Here is a 16,110-nt window from a genome sequence, read left to right on the forward strand (position 1 = left end):
TGCTCACCAACGGCGACTTCTACCGCGATCCCGGCGCGGACTACTACACAACCCGACGACCTGGCCCCACCAAGAACCACGCCATCCGACAGCTCGAAGCCCTCGGCTACCACGTCACCCTCGAAACACTCAGCGACACCGCCTAACTCAACACCAATGCCGTAAGCCATCCAGACCCGACGACCGCTCCCCAGCGTGGTCACCAAGTGTGGTCACCAATGATTTCGTAAGAACTACACAGTGAACACCAAATGACGGCGGGAGCCGGCGCACAGTGCAGAGCCGGACCCGCCACGACGAACCCCGCTGCCTTTGACCCCAGGCGACCCGTGACCTGCGCCGTGGGTGTCTAGAAGGTCTTGGCCAACCGGTCGGCGAGAATGGCGGCGAAGCGCGCCGGATCGTCGAGCGATCCACCCTCGGCGAGAAGAGCTGTGCCGTAGAGCAACTCGGCAGTATCGCTGAGCCCGTCCGGTGACGACGCCAAGGCGTCCCGCAGGCCGGTGACGAGGGCATGGTCGGGGTTGAGCTCCAGGATGCGTTTGCCCACCGGCACCTCCTGACCGGAGGCGCGGTACATGCGCGCCAACTGTGGGGTGATGCCGAAGGCGTCGGTGATCAGGCAGGCCGGCGACGAGGTCAGTCGGGTCGACAGACGCACTTCCTTGACCTGCTCGTCGAGCGTCTCCTGCAGCCAGGTCAGCAGATCGGCGAAATCGCTGTGGTCGGTGTCGGCCTTGTCCTCTGCGGAACCGAGATCGACTTCGCCCTTGGCCACGGACTGCAGCGCCTTGCCGTCGAACTCCGGCACCGACTCGACCCACACCTCGTCGACCGGGTCGGTGAGCAGCAGCACTTCATATCCCTTGGCCTTGAATGCCTCCAGATGGGGGGAGTGCTCCAGCAATTGGCGTGATTCGCCCGTCGCGTAGAAAATCTGTTCCTGGTCGTCCTTCATCCGGCTCACGTAGTCGGCCAGCGTCGTCGGAGTGTCCGGACTGAACGTCGACGCGAACGACGACAGCCCGAGCACGGTGTCGCGGTTGTCGGTATCGGTGAGCAGGCCCTCCTTGAACGCGCGGCCGAACTGTGTCCAGAAGGTCGCGTAGTCGTCCGGGCGGTTGGCCTGCAGGTCCTTGATCGCCGAGAGCACCTTCTTGGTGAGGCTGCGCCGGATCACCTTGATCTGGCGGTCCTGCTGGAGAATTTCACGAGACACGTTGAGCGACATGTCCTGTGCATCGACGACACCCTTGACGAACCGCAGGTACGGCGGCACGAGCTCGTCGCAGTCGCCCATGATGAAGACACGCTTTACGTACAACTGCACACCGGTGTGCCCGTCGCGGTTGAACAGGTCGAACGGCGCCTGGGACGGGATGAACAACAACGCCTGATACTCGAAGGTGCCTTCGGCCTTCATGGAAATGACATCGAGTGGCTCATCCCAGGCATGGGCGATGTGCCGATAGAAYTCCCGGTACTCCTCGTCGGACACCTCGCTCTTGGACTTCGCCCACAAAGCGGTCCGCGAGTTGATGGTCTCCGTCTCGACGGTGAGGGTCGGCTCGCCACCGTCCTCGGTGGCCGGAACGGTCTTCTCGACCTCCATCCGGATCGGCCAGGAGATGAAGTCGGAGTACTTCTTGACCAGCTGCCGGATCTTCCACGGCGCGGTGTAGTCGTGCAGCTCGTCGTCGGCGTCCTCGGGCTTGAGGTGCAAGGTGACCGACGTGCCCTGCGGAGCGTCGTCGACGGTGGCGATGGTGTAGGTCCCGTCGCCGCTGGATTCCCAACGGGTGGCGGTGCTCTCGCCCGCCTTGCGGGTCAGCAGCACAACCGAGTCGGCCACCATGAACGTCGAATAGAACCCGATGCCGAACTGGCCGATGAGGTCGCTGACCTCACCCTGCTGCTGCGCCTCACTGAGCTTGCGGCGCAGTTCGCCGGTACCGGACTTGGCGAGCGTGCCGATCAGGTCGACGACCTCGTCACGGGACATCCCGATGCCGTTGTCGCGAATCGTCAGCGTCCGAGCCGCGCTATCCGCGTCTATCTCGATGTGCAGGTCGGAGGTGTCGACCTCCAAGTCCTTGTCCTGGTACGCCGCGAGCCTCAGCTTGTCCAAGGCGTCGGAGGCGTTCGAGACCAGTTCCCGTAGGAACGAGTCCTTGTTGGAGTAGATGGAGTGCACCATCAGCTGCAACAGCTGACGGGCCTCGGCCTGGAATTCCCGCTGTTCGACCTGCTCGCTCACAGCCCGCGATATTACGTGCGGCGGGCAGGAGCGCAGCGACCCGGGGTTGGACCCGGCCCTGCTCACCCGAACTGCACGCCCTGGGCGAGCGGCAGCTCGGATGAGTAGTTCACGGTGTTGGTCGCCCGGCGCATATAGGCCTTCCAGGAGTCGGACCCGGACTCCCGGCCGCCGCCCGTCTGCTTCTCGCCACCGAACGCGCCGCCGATCTCGGCGCCCGAGGTGCCGATGTTCACGTTGGCGATACCGCAGTCCGAGCCGTCCGCGGCCATGAACCGCTCCGCCTCACGGATGTCGGTGGTGAAGATCGCCGACGAAAGGCCCTGCGGCACGGCGTTGTTCAACTCGATCGCGGAGTCCAGATCCTCGTAAGTCAGTACGTACAGAATCGGGGCGAAGGTCTCGTTGTGCACCACCTCGGTCTGCGCCGGCATCCGGACCAGCGCCGGGGCGACGTAGTACGCGCCCTCGTCACCCATCTCGTGGCGGTGCCCGCCGATGACCTCGCCGCCGTCGGCACGCGCGGCCTCCAGCGCACCGACCATGTCGCGGTAGGCGCGGGCGTGGATCAGCGGACCCACCAGAGTGCCCTCGACGGAAGGATCACCGATGGGCAGCGTCTTGTAGGCCGCCGCGACCCGCCGGCACAGCTCATCGGCGATCGAGGAGTGCGCGATCACGCGTCGCATCGTCGTGCACCGCTGACCGGCCGTCCCGGCCGCCGAGAACACGATCGCGCGCACCGCGAGATCGAGATCCGCAGACGGGGTGACGATGGCGGCGTTGTTGCCGCCCAATTCCAGCAGTACCTTGCCGAAACGGCGAGCCACCCGCGGGCCGACTTCCTGACCCATCCGCACCGATCCGGTTGCGCTCACCAGCGCGACCCGCGGATCGTCGACGAGCTGCTCGCCGATCTCGCGGCCACCCTGGATGAGCCGGGCGACGTTCTCCGACGCGCCCACGTCGGCACAGGCACGCTCGATCAGCGCCTGACACGCGATGGCGGTCAATGGGGTCAGCTCGGATGGTTTCCAGACCACGGTGTCCCCGCACACCAGCGCGACGGCGGTGTTCCACGCCCACACCGCGACCGGGAAGTTGAAGGCGGTGATCACGCCGACCACACCGACCGGATGCCAGGTCTCCATGAGCCGGTGGCCGGGCCGTTCGGAGGCGATCGTCTTGCCGTAGAGCTGGCGGGACAACCCGACGGCGAACTGGCAGATGTCGATCATCTCCTGCACTTCGCCGAGTGCCTCGGAGGTGATCTTTCCGGCCTCCACGGTGACCAACGTGGCGAGATCGGTCTTGTGCTCGGTGAGCAGTTCGCCGAGCCGCGCCACCAGCGCGCCACGGACCGGAGCCGGAGTGGTCCGCCAGCCGAGGAATGCGGCGGCAGCGGCGGCAATGGCGTCCTCGGTCTGCGCTGCGGTGTGCTCGGGAACCGAGAAGAGCACGTCGCCGCTGATCGGGGTGCCCGCAGGCAGCCCCGGCTCGCCCGGTGCCCCGAGCCGGGCGTCGGCGCCGATCGCCTGTAGCGCGACACGTACCTGGTCGCGAAGGTCATCGGCGGTGGGGAGAGTACTGGTCTGCATGACGGTCATGATGCCGCTTTCTCGTAGAGGGCGTAAGGGTCGTGGATGTGGTGGTCGATGGCGCCCGACATCCAGTCGAGGCTGTAGCCCGGCTGGTCGGACTGCTGCACCGGCTCGGCATCGGTATCCAGATTCGAACGGAAGATGCCGGCCGCAGATGCGGGCAGAAAATCCTCGTAGACAACGGGTTTCGCCGGGTCTCCGCCGCGGTAGTAGGCGAGCCCCGCAGCGGCCATGGCGGCATCGGTATCCGGGAAGTACTCATCCCAGCGCTGGGGGGCGGCCATCGCGGCGTCGTAACGTTCGCGACCCGCCGGGGTGAGCGCCACCCCGCGAGCCTCGACCTCACCGAAGCGCACCCGCAGGGCGCCGTCGAACACCGTGCCGTCGGAGCCTCGGAAACGTCGCGGTTCGGCGAGGGCCCGAAACGAGGTCTGTCGCAGCAGTACCGCGGGCCCGGCGGTGCGCGGTGGTCCCTGGATCGCGTCGATCATGGTGACGCCCCGAGCGGTCATCCGGGCATACAGCTCATCGATGTCCAGCACGCGGGGCGTGAGGTGGTTGATGTGGGTGGTGCGCACACCGGCGATGTCGGCGGCCACCGCCGACACCGCGGCCAACTCCTCGTACCAGGCCTTGTCGATCGGTGCGCGGGACAGCGCGAATGCCGCGGCGGCACGGCGCACGAAGTCCTCGGCATCCTCGCGCGGGCAGCCGTCGGCGGCGATGCGGCGGGCTTGGCCGATCAAATCCGGGTCGAAGAGTTGTCGCCGGGCGATGAAGGTGCCCATCCTGGTCTGCAGGTCGGGGGAGAAGAACCGGGCGTCGTCGGTGGCAAGCATCGAGGTGAACACCCGGAAAGGGTTGGCGTCCAACTCGTCCGAATCGATGGGGCGGAACGCCGTGGACACCACCGGAACCGGTGACGCCGCCTCGCGGAGATCGTAGAAGCCGACCGGGAGCATGCCGAACGCCGCGAAAAGGTCGGCCGCGTCGGCAAGTTCGGCGGCACTACCCACCCGGATCGCGCCGTGGCGTTCCGCGGTGACCCGCGCCGGCGACCCGAGCGCCTCCGAGCCGGTGTGACCGCGGTTCACCTCGGAGGTGACCTCGACCAGGGTGGTGTAGGCGGGAACTTCGGCGCCGTACATGTGCGACAGCGCAACGGCGAACGATGCGCGCAGCTGTGAAGTGGGCACGGTCATCTGCGATAGTCTCCGGCCATGGTCGACACCGAGCACCTCGACGACATCGATCGGATCCTGGTGCGGGAGCTCATCGCGGATGGACGCGCGACGCTGGCGCACCTCGCGACGACCGCGGGGCTGTCGGTCTCGGCGGTGCAGTCGCGGGTGCGTCGACTGGAATCCCGCGGCGTGGTGACCGGGTACACGGCCCGGATCAACCCCGAGACCGTCGGACACATGTTGTCGGCGTTCGTGGCCATCACTCCTCTTGATCCCTCTCAACCCGATGACGCTCCGGCCCGGCTGCGCCACATCGACGAGATCGAGTCGTGCTATTCGGTGGCCGGCGATGAGAGCTACGTGCTGCTGGTGCGTGTCGCCTCGGCGCGGACCCTCGAAGACCTGCTGCAACGGATCCGCACGGCGGCCAATGTCCGCACGCGAAGCACCATCATCTTACAGACTTTTTACGATGGAAGAACCAACCTGCCGGAATAGTTCCTGTTTGGTGGTGCGTCGAGCGTAAAAATTGCGTTAGGATGGCGCCCATGACCGCTGTTCTGACTTCTGCCGACCACCAGCGCCCCGCCGAGATCCCGGCCCGCCAGGTGCACGATGTGCTGGGCCGCAACATGCTGGCCGACGGCATGGATCTGGTGCTCGATCTCGAACGATCCCGAGGATCGGTCCTGGTCGATGCCCGCGACGGCCGGCGCTACCTGGACATGTTCACGTTCTTCGCATCGTCGGCGCTCGGCATGAACCACCCGGCCCTGGCCGACGACGAGACCTTCCGCGCCGAACTGGCGCAGGCGGCGGTGAACAAGCCGAGCAACTCCGATATCTACACCGTGCCTATGGCGCGATTCGTCGAGACCTTCGCCAGGGTGCTGGGTGATCCGGCGCTGCCGCATCTGTTCTTCGTCGACGGGGGAGCCCTCGCCGTCGAGAACGCGCTGAAGGTGGCCTTCGACTGGAAGAGCCGCCACAACGAGGCCCGCGGCATCGATCCGGCGCTGGGCACCCGGGTCCTGCACCTGCGTGGCGCCTTCCACGGCCGCAGTGGCTACACGATGTCGCTGACCAACACCGACCCCAACAAGGTCGCCCGCTTCCCGAAGTTCGACTGGCCGCGTATCGACGCGCCGTATCTACGGCCGGGCGTCGACATCGCCGAGCTGGAGGCCGAGTCACTTCGCCAGGCGCGTGCCGCATTCGAGGCGCACCCGCACGACATCGCCTGTTTCATCGCCGAGCCGATTCAGGGCGAAGGCGGTGACCGGCACATCCGGCCCGAATTCTTCGCGGCCATGCGTGCACTGTGCGATGAGTTCGACGCACTGCTCATCTTCGACGAGGTGCAGACCGGGTGCGGTATCTCCGGAACTGCCTGGGCCTACCAGCAATTGGGCGTCACCCCGGATGTGGTGGCCTTCGGTAAGAAGACCCAGGTGTGCGGTGTTATGGCCGGCGGACGCGTCGATGAGATCGTCGACAACGTGTTCCACACCAGTTCCCGGATCAACTCCACCTGGGGTGGCAACCTCACCGACATGGTGCGCGCCCGGCGCATCCTTGAGGTCATCGAATCCGACGATCTGATCGCCGATGCCGCCGTGGCGGGACGGCGTCTGCTGGACCGGCTGCGCGAGTTGGCCGGTGAGTTCCCCGACCGTGTGCTCGATCCACGGGGCCGCGGGCTGATGTGCGCGTTCAGCATGCGCACCGCCACCGAGCGGGACGAACTGATCCGGCGGTTGTGGGACCGGCAGGTGATCATGCTGGCCAGCGGTACGGATTCGGTGCGGTTCCGGCCGGCCCTGACGGTGACCGCCGCCGAGATCGACACCGCGGTGGACGCGGTGCGCGACGTCCTCAGCGGGATGTAGTCAGCCCGCGGATCAGCCCCTTGAGTCTGGGGATGTCCGCCCCGGTGACCAGGATGCAGTCGTGTCGTTCGGCCAGTTTCCTTGCCGCAGGCGTGAACTCGTTGTTGGTCACCACCATGGTGTGAGTGCAGTCCTGCATCGCGGCACCGGCCACAACCTCTTGGACGGCGCTCGTGCCGACCGGACGGTTCATCCGTTTGCACTGCACGGCAAGACGTTCGGGGCGACGACCGATGATGAGGTCGACACCCCAATCGCCGGTGATCGAGGTCATGATCACCGGGGCGCCGCAGGAGCGGGCGATGCGGGCGATGTAGTCCTCGAACTCGGTTCCCGACATGGTGTCGATCGGATTCTCGTCGGGCGCCGGGGTGCGCAACCCGGACAGGAAATGCGGCACCGCCGCCACCGAGAGCGGCGCGAGCAGTGCGGCGGTCAATGCCAGTTGCCACCCGGCGCCCGCGGCATATGCCGCGGCACCGGCCATGATGCCTACCGCGAGAACGATCTTGATCCGCACGCTCGCATGGTAGGCGACGGCTCCGACAGGCCGATCGGACGACATGCAACCTCAGGATTGCGTTAAACCGGGCATCATGCAATTCTGGGGTTGCACATCAGCCGACGAAGGAGAACCCATGGACACGCTCGACATCACCCGCAGCATCGACATCGCCGCCCCCATCACCAAGGTGTGGTCGGCGCTCACCGAAGCGGATCTGATCGCACAATGGTTCGGTGACAGCGCGGAGTTCGAGGCCGTCGCCGGTGGCACCGGCTTCTTCGGCTGGTCCGATCACGGCAAGCACCGGGTGCTCGTGGAACAGGCCGAGAAGCCCCGGCTGCTGGTGTACCGGTGGGCCAGGGAGGCCGACACCGACCCGGTGCCCGGGAACTCGACGGTGGTGCGCATCGAGCTCGTCGAGGTCGACGGCGGGACGCGACTCGCGCTGGTGGAGAGCGGGTTCGAACAATTGCACAACCCCGAGGCCGCGCACGCCGACAACCAGGGTGGGTGGACCGCCGAACTCGGTGAACTGGTCGAATTCCTGACGCCGGCGTCGTGACGGCCACACCTCCCGCGTCGGAGCCGACGGCGCTGCTGGCCGCGCTGGCCGACGAAACGCGTTGGCGCATCCTCACCGAACTCGGCGCCGCCGAGATGTCGGCCAGTGCGCTGGCAACCCGACTCCCGGTGAGCAGGCAGGCGATCGCCAAGCACTTGGTGGTGCTGGCCGAGGCCGGTCTCGTCGAGTCCGTCCGCGCCGGTCGCGAGGTTCGCTATCGCGCGCTCGGTGCCCGGTTGGGCGCGCTGGGCACCCAACTCACAGTGATCGGGCAGCAATGGGATCGTCGCCTTTTGGCTATCAAGCGCATCGCCGAAGGGCTGGATGAACGGGCATAATCCATCGTGAGATGAGCGATGGACAACACCTTGGCAAACAACTGCCGGACGAGCCCGCACTCGCCGGTGGTGAGCATCAACACGTCGGTTGGTTTCGTTTCCATTTCGCCGATGAGCGATGGGAATGGTCCGAACAGGTGCAGCGCATGCACGGTTACGAGCCCGGCGCGGTAGAGCCCACCACCGAACTGGTGCTGGCACACAAACATCCGGATGACTACGGTCAGGTCGCGGCCACGCTGGCCGAGATCCGGCGCACCGGCGCGGCGTTCAGCACCCGGCACCGGATCGTCGACACCCGCGGCAACACCCACCATGTCGTGGTCGTCGCCGACCAGTTGTTCGGCGATGACGGCAGCACCGTCATCGGCACCCATGGGTTCTACATCGACGCCACGCCCTCGGCGCAGACCGGCACGCGCGAGCAGCAGGAGCGTGTCAGCGAGGCCGTTGCCGAGATCGCCGAGGCCCGTAGCGGTATCGAACAGGCCAAGGGCATGCTCATGCTGATCTACCGCATCAGCGCCGACGCCGCGTTCGAGCTGCTGAAATGGCGCTCGCAGGAAACCAACACCAAGCTCAGGGCGCTCACCGAGCAGATCGCCAAGGACTTTCTCGAACTCGATTACCACGAACTTCTGCCGCATCGCAGCGTGTACGACCGGCTGCTACTGACCGCCCACCTGCGCGTCGACTCCTGACGTTTACACCCCGGTCTGCTCGGGCATCCACCGCTCATGGTGACCGGCGCCACAGGTGTGCCCCGCTCCGGAATCCCCGCGGCGAGGTGAGCGTCGATGCACGCCGAACCGAGACTGCAACGCGACGACCCCGAGGTGAGCGCCGCGATCCGATTCGGTCTGGTGACGGCCGTGCTGGGCGTTCTGTTCCTCACCGTGGCGGCGATACTGGCCCGTGGCTGCGACGGCGCGGTCGTCGATTCGGCGACGTGCGGACGGCCGCAACGCATCGTGCTGGCCCTGGGCGCGCCGGTGATCCTTTTCGGGGGCGGCGTCCGCGCGTTTGTGCGCACGTATCAAACCTGGAAGCACCGGCAGACATGGTGGGCGTGGCAGGGCGCCGGCTGGTTTCTGATGCTGCTGATGATGACGGTCCTGACCATGAGCCTTCCGGCGTTGGCCGGGTTCGGCGGATGACGGCGTTCGGCCGCAGCGAAGTGCGGACAGTCCTACCCTTGAGGTAACCCGGTAACGGGTCAGGTTGGGGAGAAGGAGGCGCCATGAAAGGCCCCAGAGATCCTGTAGACCACACCCGCACGACGCGCACCCACGCCGGCGAGTCCATGACGGACAACGTGATCATGCCCGCGCTGGTCGTGATCGGAGTGGCACTCGTACTGTTCGTCGGTTGTCTTGCCGCCTTCGCCACCCGGCACCATGACGTCGGGCTGATGCTCGGTTCGCTGTCGGCCGCCGGTTTTGTCATCGGCGCGCTGTGGATGACCGTCGAGCATGTTCGGGTGCGCCGCCTCGAAGAGCGGTGGTATGCCGAGCACCCCGAGGTCATCCGCCAGCGTCCCGCCAGTTAGCCCCTGAGGACGGCCCGAACACGGAAAGGCCCAGCCCCGCGGGGGAGCTGGGCTGGGCCGGTCCGTGGAGCCGCGAGGGCAGTTACTGCTCTGCCTTCTGGCGCTGCTCGGCTGCGTCGGCGCCGGCGCGAGCGCTCTCGGCCTCGGCTTCCTTCTTGGCCACATCGCGCTCGGCTTCGGCCTTGTCCTGTTGGGCCGCGCCCTCGCGCCGCAGATCGTCCTGGCCGGTGACGGTGCCCACGGCCTCCTTGGCCTTGCCCTTGACGTCTTCGACGACGCCGCTGATGCCGGATTCGGGGCCGGTCTTCTTGTCAGTCATGTTCAACCTTTCCGCTACGGGAGTGGATTGGTTTTCCCGCACCACCGCAGGCTTCCCGGTGGCCTGGCGGGCCAAACCTGGGCCACGACACAGTTTTCAGTACCCCCAAACAGGTTTGACGCGACCGTCAAAGGGGTACCCGCCGTCTGCATTCATCCATAGCAAACTGGAGGATTCATGGGACGCGGACTCATCGGCACGCTGGTGTTGATCTGGTTGTTGATCGGGGTGTTCGCGGCGTTTCAGCGCGATTACTTCGACAGCGGCGCCACCAACTGTGCGACCGCCGGGACCATCGCGCTGACCGTGGTCGCCGGGCCACTGAACTACGCGGGCGTGAACCCCAAGGTGGCGAATTGCAAACTGCCAGAGCCCAGTTCGATGGGTCCGATGGAAATGAGGGTGTCGTGATCGTTCTCGGAGCAATACTGCTGATCCTCGGCTTCGTGCTGGATGTGTATCTGCTGTGGGTCGTCGGGGTCGTTCTGCTCGTCGTCGGCGCGGTCTTMTGGGCACTGGGTGCCATCGGCAGGCCGGTGGCCGGTAGGCGTGCCTGGTATTAGCGGGCGGAGAAGTGCCGCGGCCCGACGAGGTCGACGTGGACGATCTGGAGCGCGACCGACGTTGGAATGAAAACGCTCGTCACGAGACGAGTACGCAAAGGCTGGACCGTAACTGGTCCAGCCTTTTGCAGGAGTTGAGGGTGGTGCAGACCGGAGTCCAACTGCTCACCGGCCTGCTGCTGACCCTGCCGTTTCACGACGGCTTCGAGGGCCTACGACTCGAGCTGCGGATCGTCTACCTGGTCACGGTGTCGTGTTCCATAGGTGCGACGGTGTTGTTGATCGCCCCGATCGGCATCCACCGGCTGCTGTTCCGCCGCCACCGGCTGGATCTGGTGGTGACGACCGCGCACTGGCTGGCCTATGCCGGCATCCTGCTGCTGGCACTCACGCTGTCCGGCGTGATGGTGCTGATCTTCGGTGCGGTCCTCGACCTGTGGGCCGGTGTGCTGGCGGGTCTGACCACCGGACTGGGCCTGGTGGCCTGCTGGTTGGTGCTGCCACTGGTGCTGCGGATACGGGCCGGGCCAACGGAATGTGAGACCGCAGAGCATAGCCCGGAGCGTTGAGCGCCGCGTTTGCCCAGCGGGTGATCGGGTATGCCCCGGCCATGACCAGATTCGGCTACACCCTGATGACCGAGCAGACTGGTCCCAAAAATCTTGTTCGCCATGCGGTTTCCGCCGAACAGGTCGGGTTCGACTTCGAGGTCTGCAGTGATCACTTTTCGCCATGGCTGGCAGCGCAAGGGCACGCCCCCAATGCCTGGCCGGTGCTCGGCGCAGTGGCCCACGCGACCTCCGAGGTGGGCCTTTACTCGTACGTGACCTGTCCGACGATGCGGTATCACCCCGCGGTGGTGGCGCAGCAGGCCGCGACCGTGCAGATCCTCGCCGACGGCAGGTTCACCCTCGGGCTGGGCAGCGGCGAAAACCTCAACGAGCACGTCGTGGGTCAGGGTTGGCCGACCGCAGGTCGCCGGCTGGACATGCTCGCCGAAGCCATCAAGGTGATCCGGGAGCTTCTCGGCGGCGATCTGGTGGACTTCCACGGCGAGTACTTCTCGGTCGATTCCGCACGGCTGTGGGATCTGCCGCAGGAGCCGGTCGGGCTCGCGGTCGCGATGGCGGGGGACCGGGCGGTCGGGGAACTGGCCGTGCTGTCCGACCATCTGATCAACACCGCGCCCGACACCGATGTCGTGCAGGGCTGGCACCACCAGCGCCAGGGGATGGGCCTGACCGAGGGGCGCGTCATCGGTCAGCTGCCCGTCTGCTGGGATCCCGACCGGGACACTGCGATCGCTCGTGCCCACGATCAGTTCCGGTGGTTCGCCGGCGGATGGCCGGTCAACGCCGACCTGCCCACCCCGGCAGGGTTCGCCGCGGCCACCAAGTTCGTCCGGCCCGAGGACGTGGCATCGGCGATACCCTGCGGGCCCGATCTCGACGCCATCATCGAGGCGGTGCGACCCTACCGGGACGCCGGTTTCACCGACATTGCGCTGATCCAGATCGGCGGGGACACCCAGGATCAGTTCCTGTCCGAGGCGGCCCAACCGCTGTTGACCGCATTGCGCGCGGAACTCGGATGAGAACGACTTTCACCCGGACAGCCTCGGAACTCGCCACTGTGTATCGGCCGCAACAGGATTCGTATCTTTTGGTGCAGGCTCTGCAGGAAGCCGCGGCGGTGGCCGGGCGCCGCGTGCTGGATCTGTGCTCCGGTAGCGGCGTGGTCGCAATGGCTGCCGCCGGCCTGGGCGCCAGAAGCGTCACGGGGTTCGACATCTGTCCCCGCGCCGTGCAGTACGCCCGAACCCGCGCATCGGTTGCCGGGGCGGATGTCCACATCCGGCTGGGGTCATGGACGCAGGCGCTGGAATGCGCACCRTTCGATGTGGTGGCGTGTAATCCGCCCGGGGTGCCGATGCAGCCCGACGGTCGCGGCGCGACGCCCGGCGCGTGGGGTGCGCCGAGCACGCCGTGGAACGGGGGCCCCGATGGCAGGCTGATTTTGGACCCGCTGTGCCAGGTGGCCGCCGGGATGCTCGCCGACGGCGGGGCATTGCTGTTGGTGCAGTCGGAGCTCTCCGATATCGACCGGTCGTTGGAGCAGTTGCGCGGCAGCGGCCTCGATGCCCGGATCGTGCTCACCGAACAGGTCCGGTTCGGCCCGGTGCTCAGTGAGCAGGCGGGCTGGCTGGAGCAGACCGGACGACTCGACACCGGGCGACGGGAAGAGCAGATCGCCGTCATCAGGGCCGACAAGCCGGCCTGATTCAGCTCAGCGCCTGCAGTAGTGAGGTCTCCTCGGCCGCCCAACTCTTCAGCATGTGCTCGGCGAGCCGATTCTCGACGATATCGTGCGCGCGGATGCCGAACACCACATCCTCGTTGAGCTCGGGCTCGGCCTCCAACAGATCGCCGACCACCTCGAACGCCATGTCGTTCTCGGGAACGCACGCGTGTTCGCGATAGAACTTCGTGCACGGACCGGGAGCGTCCATCCCCTCCAGTGCATCCGCCAACCGCCGCGAATACGGCGGTGAGGTGATCCCGGCCACCGCGAAGTGCCCGACCGCGGCGCCGCGCAGACTGCGGTGCAGCCCGAACATCGACATCAGGTTCACCACCGTCAGCGACACCGCGGGGACCGCGCCCAGGTACGCCAGATAGGTATCGTCGAGTTCAGCGGCCGCCATCAACTCGGCGAACAGCCGCTGGTCCATGTGCGCGGCGTGACCGGCGCCGTACTCGTCGAACTCGACGGCCACGAACGATGCCTTGGCCTGCCCGGTGAGCCGGGGGATGACCCCCGCCTGCGGATCGGCTTCCTTGAGCCGGTGCAGTGAGCGGTGCACGAAGTACTCGCGCATCTGCTGCCAGCTCCCGTGGTGGTGCAGAAAGTGTGCCGGCCCGCCGACGTCGTCGGACTTCGCGGTGAGCCGACGCATCTCCTCGGCAGCCGATATCCCGCCGGTATCGCCGGCGCAGTCGCGAAGGTGGTCGAGAAAGACCTGTTCGAGCCGGCTGCGCAGTCCGATCAGGTCGGCGTCCCATTCCCACCTCGGATCGACGCCCTGGAAGCCCCGGTAGGCCAACTCATAACAGACATACCGTGCCAGCTGCACGTCGAGCCCCACCGGGTCGGCGCTGCCGGGCCGCACGCGGGTGAGGTCCTGCACCCGCCCTGCCAGGTGCGCTGTCACCGCCGCCGACGACGGGCCGGCGGCGGGCAGGGGAGGCGAGGCCGTCACGACATCAGGACGGCATCAGACCTGCTTGCGCACCCGTCGCCAGCCCGAGGACAGCTGGTCGCCACCCTGCTCGATGGCGGTCTCGGCCAATTCCGTGCCCCGGCGACGTGCCTCGGCGGCCAGCGGTGCGRCCCTGTCGGCACCCTTCTGCAGGGCGTAAGCGCTGCGCTCATAGGCTTCGGCGGCCAGCGGTGCGGCCTTGTCGGCGCCCCGCTGCAGGGCCAGCGCGCTGCGCTCATAGGCTTCGGCGGCCAGCGGTGCGGCCTTGTCGGCGCCCTTCTGCAGGGCGTGCGCGCTGCGCTCATAGGCCTGGGCCGCCAGCGGTGCGGCACGGTCTTCGGCCTTTCGTAGCGCCTTGGCGCTGCGCTCGTATGCGGTCGCGGCCAGCGGGGCGGCCCGGTCGTAGGCCGTCTCGGCCAATTCGCGGCCGCGGTCGACGCCGGTCTGTACGCCGTGACTGAGCTTGTCGGCCAGCTCCGCATCGATCAGTGCGTCGTGCGAGGACGACGGCAGCGCGGCTGAAACGCGTTCGGCCACACGGCGTCCGGCACGCCGGCCGCGCCAGCCCAGTGACGGCTTCCCGGCCGTGTCGGCCGACGCGAGCACCAGGCCGCCGATCAGGCTCAGGTCGGTCAGGAACCCGCGACGCTTCTCGGCCTTGAGAGCCGGATCGGTCTCGTCCCAGAACATGTGCTTGCCGAGATTGCCGGGAATTACGGTGGCCGCCAGCAGCGCCGAGGCGACCCGTGGGATGCGGCCGGTGGCCAACAGCAGACCGCCGCCGATCTGCACGGCGGCGTTGACGCGCGCGACGGTGACGGCATTGTCGGGGATCTGATCGGCAACCGAGCTCGGGAGCGCCTGGGCCGCGTCAAGGGTCGGCTGTACGACCTCGGCGGCGGGCTTCACGTCTCGCAGGGCTTCAATACCCTGTCCGATGAAGGCGGCTGACAACAGTGGGCGGGCGATTCGTCGAACCAACATGGGCCAGGAATGCCCACCCCTCGCACGATGCAAACACGCAACAAGCCGACCGGCGTCGGCCGGGTCCGGTTGGCTCCCAACGCGTCAGCCGCGGCGGTCGAATTCGTCGGCGTCGGCGTCCGGATCCAGCGCGGCGGTCTGCTCCTGCCAGTCGGCGGTACTCGCCTCCAGCGGCGGGGCGCCGTGGTCGGGCTCCGGGGACTCCCGGTCCGGGACGGTGTCCGCGGCGTCGCGGGACTGCTCGAGGGCATCGGCGACGGGTACCTCGTCGGGAACTGGACTCGTCATGGGGGATGAGTACCCGGGGTATGACCGGCGAAACGGCCCTCAAGGTTTGTCGACCCGGTGTGACGGGGTACCGAGGGCGGCATGCTCATTTCAGGCCATCATCGGCCCGAGCATGATGAAAGCGACGGCGTACACACCGATGGCGATGAGTACGGCGATGGTCAGCACCACGGCGATGGCGATGAGGACCCCGCGCAACGTGTTGTTGCTCATAGCGCGGGATTACCCATGGCTCGTCAAGGTGACACACCCGTGAGGCGGTGCAGGACCGTTGGTTAGCTACCAGCAGTTGTGGGGTAACCTCCGAGCGGACTCAGCGGGAGGTCAGATGGTGCACGGTACGGGCACGCACGACGGTGCGGTCGTCGGAGACAGATCGGTGGAACTTCGGGTGGCTGCCACCGTGGAGAACCTGGCCGTGCTGCGGGCTTTGGTGTCCGCCGTGGCGACATTCGAAGATCTGGATTTCGACGCCGTCTCTGATCTGCGCTTGGCGGTCGACGAGGCCGCCACCCGGCTCATCCGGTCGGCGGTGCCCGGATCGCCGTTGCTGGTACGGGTCGAACCGCGCGAGGACGCGGTGGTGGTCCGTGCGTCGGCGACCTGTGAGACCGATGAGGACACCATCGTGGCTCCGGGAAGCTTCAGCTGGCACGTGCTCAATTCGCTGACCGACGAGGTCAGCACCTTCAACGAGTCCGACAGTGTGTTCGGGATTTCGCTCACTGCGAGACGAGCGAGCCTGCTGCAGTGAGTTCGGAATACGCCGACGTCCTCGAGATGTTCCGCGAACTCCGCGAACTCCCTGAGGG

Annotated in this window: 22 protein-coding genes; 13 read left to right on the forward strand and 9 right to left on the reverse strand. The window is 66.9% G+C overall.

The features are described from left to right. Nucleotides 1–349 precede the first annotated feature (349 nt). From htpG to hglS, 3 genes are all read right to left on the reverse strand, one after another. A complete protein-coding gene (gene htpG, locus AC1DTF_RS29910) occupies nt 350–2,257 on the reverse strand; it encodes a molecular chaperone HtpG (protein WP_477476669.1) in 1,908 nt (635 codons plus the stop codon). 62 nt (nt 2,258–2,319) lie between these two features. After that, nucleotides 2,320–3,864 carry an L-piperidine-6-carboxylate dehydrogenase gene (amaB, locus tag AC1DTF_RS29915; RefSeq protein ID WP_477476670.1) on the reverse strand — a complete coding sequence of 515 codons (1,545 nt, stop codon included), beginning with the start codon at nt 3,862–3,864 and terminating at the stop codon, nt 2,320–2,322. Further along, on the reverse strand, nt 3,861–5,060 hold the full coding sequence (gene hglS, locus AC1DTF_RS29920; RefSeq protein WP_477476671.1) for a 2-oxoadipate dioxygenase/decarboxylase: 1,200 nt from the start codon (nt 5,058–5,060) through the stop codon (nt 3,861–3,863). Before hglS ends, amaB begins: the two co-directional genes overlap by 4 nt. Before the next feature lie 18 nt (nt 5,061–5,078). Between hglS and AC1DTF_RS29925 the strand changes: the two genes are divergently transcribed. Together AC1DTF_RS29925 and lat are read left to right on the forward strand one after the other, a co-directional pair. Then, nucleotides 5,079–5,540: an Lrp/AsnC family transcriptional regulator gene (locus AC1DTF_RS29925; protein ID WP_057167248.1), complete on the forward strand. Its 462-nt coding sequence runs from the start codon at nt 5,079–5,081 to the stop codon at nt 5,538–5,540. 50 nt (nt 5,541–5,590) lie between these two features. Beyond that, a complete protein-coding gene (gene lat, locus AC1DTF_RS29930) occupies nt 5,591–6,931 on the forward strand; it encodes an L-lysine 6-transaminase (RefSeq protein WP_477476672.1) in 1,341 nt (446 codons plus the stop codon). Here the strand turns inward: lat and AC1DTF_RS29935 are convergent. Beyond that, nucleotides 6,918–7,418, reverse strand: coding sequence for a restriction endonuclease (locus tag AC1DTF_RS29935; RefSeq protein ID WP_477476681.1), 501 nt, complete (start codon nt 7,416–7,418; stop codon nt 6,918–6,920). The two genes, lat and AC1DTF_RS29935, sit on opposite strands and share 14 nt — an antisense overlap. A 151-nt stretch (nt 7,419–7,569) precedes the next feature. Here AC1DTF_RS29935 and AC1DTF_RS29940 point away from each other — a divergent pair, with 151 nt between their 5' ends. The 5 genes from AC1DTF_RS29940 (at nt 7,570) to usfY (ending at nt 9,885) form a co-directional block, all read left to right on the forward strand. Further along, entirely contained in the window at nt 7,570–7,998 is a 429-nt protein-coding gene (locus tag AC1DTF_RS29940; protein ID WP_477476673.1) for an SRPBCC domain-containing protein, read from the forward strand. Next, complete coding sequence (locus AC1DTF_RS29945; protein ID WP_477476674.1) at nt 7,995–8,336, forward strand: ArsR/SmtB family transcription factor; 342 nt, start codon at nt 7,995–7,997, stop codon at nt 8,334–8,336. The genes AC1DTF_RS29940 and AC1DTF_RS29945 overlap by 4 nt, the downstream gene beginning before the upstream one ends. Before the next feature lie 11 nt (nt 8,337–8,347). Next, complete coding sequence (locus AC1DTF_RS29950; protein WP_477476675.1) at nt 8,348–9,037, forward strand: PAS and ANTAR domain-containing protein; 690 nt, start codon at nt 8,348–8,350, stop codon at nt 9,035–9,037. 96 nt (nt 9,038–9,133) lie between these two features. Beyond that, nucleotides 9,134–9,493: a hypothetical protein gene (locus AC1DTF_RS29955; RefSeq protein ID WP_057167244.1), complete on the forward strand. Its 360-nt coding sequence runs from the start codon at nt 9,134–9,136 to the stop codon at nt 9,491–9,493. 83 nt (nt 9,494–9,576) lie between these two features. Continuing rightward, a complete protein-coding gene (gene usfY, locus AC1DTF_RS29960; protein WP_057167243.1) occupies nt 9,577–9,885 on the forward strand; it encodes a protein UsfY in 309 nt (102 codons plus the stop codon). An 82-nt stretch (nt 9,886–9,967) separates the two neighbouring features. On the opposite strand, the gene mbp1 is transcribed toward usfY, so the two are convergent. Next, entirely contained in the window at nt 9,968–10,204 is a 237-nt protein-coding gene (mbp1, locus tag AC1DTF_RS29965) for a microaggregate-binding protein 1 (RefSeq protein WP_057167242.1), read from the reverse strand. A gap of 177 nt (nt 10,205–10,381) precedes the next feature. On the opposite strand from mbp1, the gene AC1DTF_RS29970 reads away from it, so the two are divergent. The 5 genes from AC1DTF_RS29970 to AC1DTF_RS29990 are packed head-to-tail and all read left to right on the forward strand — an operon-like array spanning nt 10,382 to nt 13,047. Beyond that, nucleotides 10,382–10,615 carry a hypothetical protein gene (locus tag AC1DTF_RS29970; protein ID WP_057167241.1) on the forward strand — a complete coding sequence of 78 codons (234 nt, stop codon included), beginning with the start codon at nt 10,382–10,384 and terminating at the stop codon, nt 10,613–10,615. Further along, a complete protein-coding gene (locus AC1DTF_RS29975) occupies nt 10,612–10,767 on the forward strand; it encodes a hypothetical protein (RefSeq protein ID WP_477476676.1) in 156 nt (51 codons plus the stop codon). Before AC1DTF_RS29970 ends, AC1DTF_RS29975 begins: the two co-directional genes overlap by 4 nt. Before the next feature lie 35 nt (nt 10,768–10,802). After that, nucleotides 10,803–11,336 (forward strand): DUF6328 family protein, encoded by a 534-nt coding sequence (locus tag AC1DTF_RS29980; RefSeq protein WP_477476682.1) that lies wholly within the window; start codon nt 10,803–10,805, stop codon nt 11,334–11,336. Nucleotides 11,337–11,377: 41 nt separating this feature from the next. Beyond that, entirely contained in the window at nt 11,378–12,361 is a 984-nt protein-coding gene (locus tag AC1DTF_RS29985) for an LLM class F420-dependent oxidoreductase (protein WP_477476683.1), read from the forward strand. Continuing rightward, nucleotides 12,358–13,047, forward strand: a complete 690-nt coding sequence (locus AC1DTF_RS29990; RefSeq protein ID WP_477476677.1) for a methyltransferase — start codon at nt 12,358–12,360, stop codon at nt 13,045–13,047. Before AC1DTF_RS29985 ends, AC1DTF_RS29990 begins: the two co-directional genes overlap by 4 nt. A 1-nt stretch (nt 13,048) precedes the next feature. Here AC1DTF_RS29990 and AC1DTF_RS29995 read toward each other — a convergent pair whose 3' ends face one another. From AC1DTF_RS29995 to AC1DTF_RS30010, 4 genes are all read right to left on the reverse strand, one after another. After that, the gene (locus AC1DTF_RS29995) at nt 13,049–14,026 is read right to left on the reverse strand and encodes an iron-containing redox enzyme family protein (RefSeq protein ID WP_477476678.1); all 978 of its coding nucleotides are present in this window, start codon (nt 14,024–14,026) and stop codon (nt 13,049–13,051) included. Between the two features lie 15 nt (nt 14,027–14,041). Next, nucleotides 14,042–15,010, reverse strand: a complete 969-nt coding sequence (locus tag AC1DTF_RS30000; RefSeq protein WP_477476679.1) for a DoxX family protein — start codon at nt 15,008–15,010, stop codon at nt 14,042–14,044. Nucleotides 15,011–15,094: 84 nt separating this feature from the next. Continuing rightward, on the reverse strand, nt 15,095–15,298 hold the full coding sequence (locus AC1DTF_RS30005) for a hypothetical protein (RefSeq protein WP_477476680.1): 204 nt from the start codon (nt 15,296–15,298) through the stop codon (nt 15,095–15,097). Between the two features lie 90 nt (nt 15,299–15,388). Beyond that, entirely contained in the window at nt 15,389–15,511 is a 123-nt protein-coding gene (locus tag AC1DTF_RS30010; RefSeq protein ID WP_268766293.1) for a hypothetical protein, read from the reverse strand. A gap of 115 nt (nt 15,512–15,626) precedes the next feature. Here AC1DTF_RS30010 and AC1DTF_RS30015 point away from each other — a divergent pair, with 115 nt between their 5' ends. After that, nucleotides 15,627–16,052: an ATP-binding protein gene (locus AC1DTF_RS30015; protein ID WP_057167235.1), complete on the forward strand. Its 426-nt coding sequence runs from the start codon at nt 15,627–15,629 to the stop codon at nt 16,050–16,052. The last annotated feature ends 58 nt before the right edge of the window (nt 16,053–16,110 follow it).

This window comes from Mycobacterium sp. P4_H6, assembly GCF_056400845.1.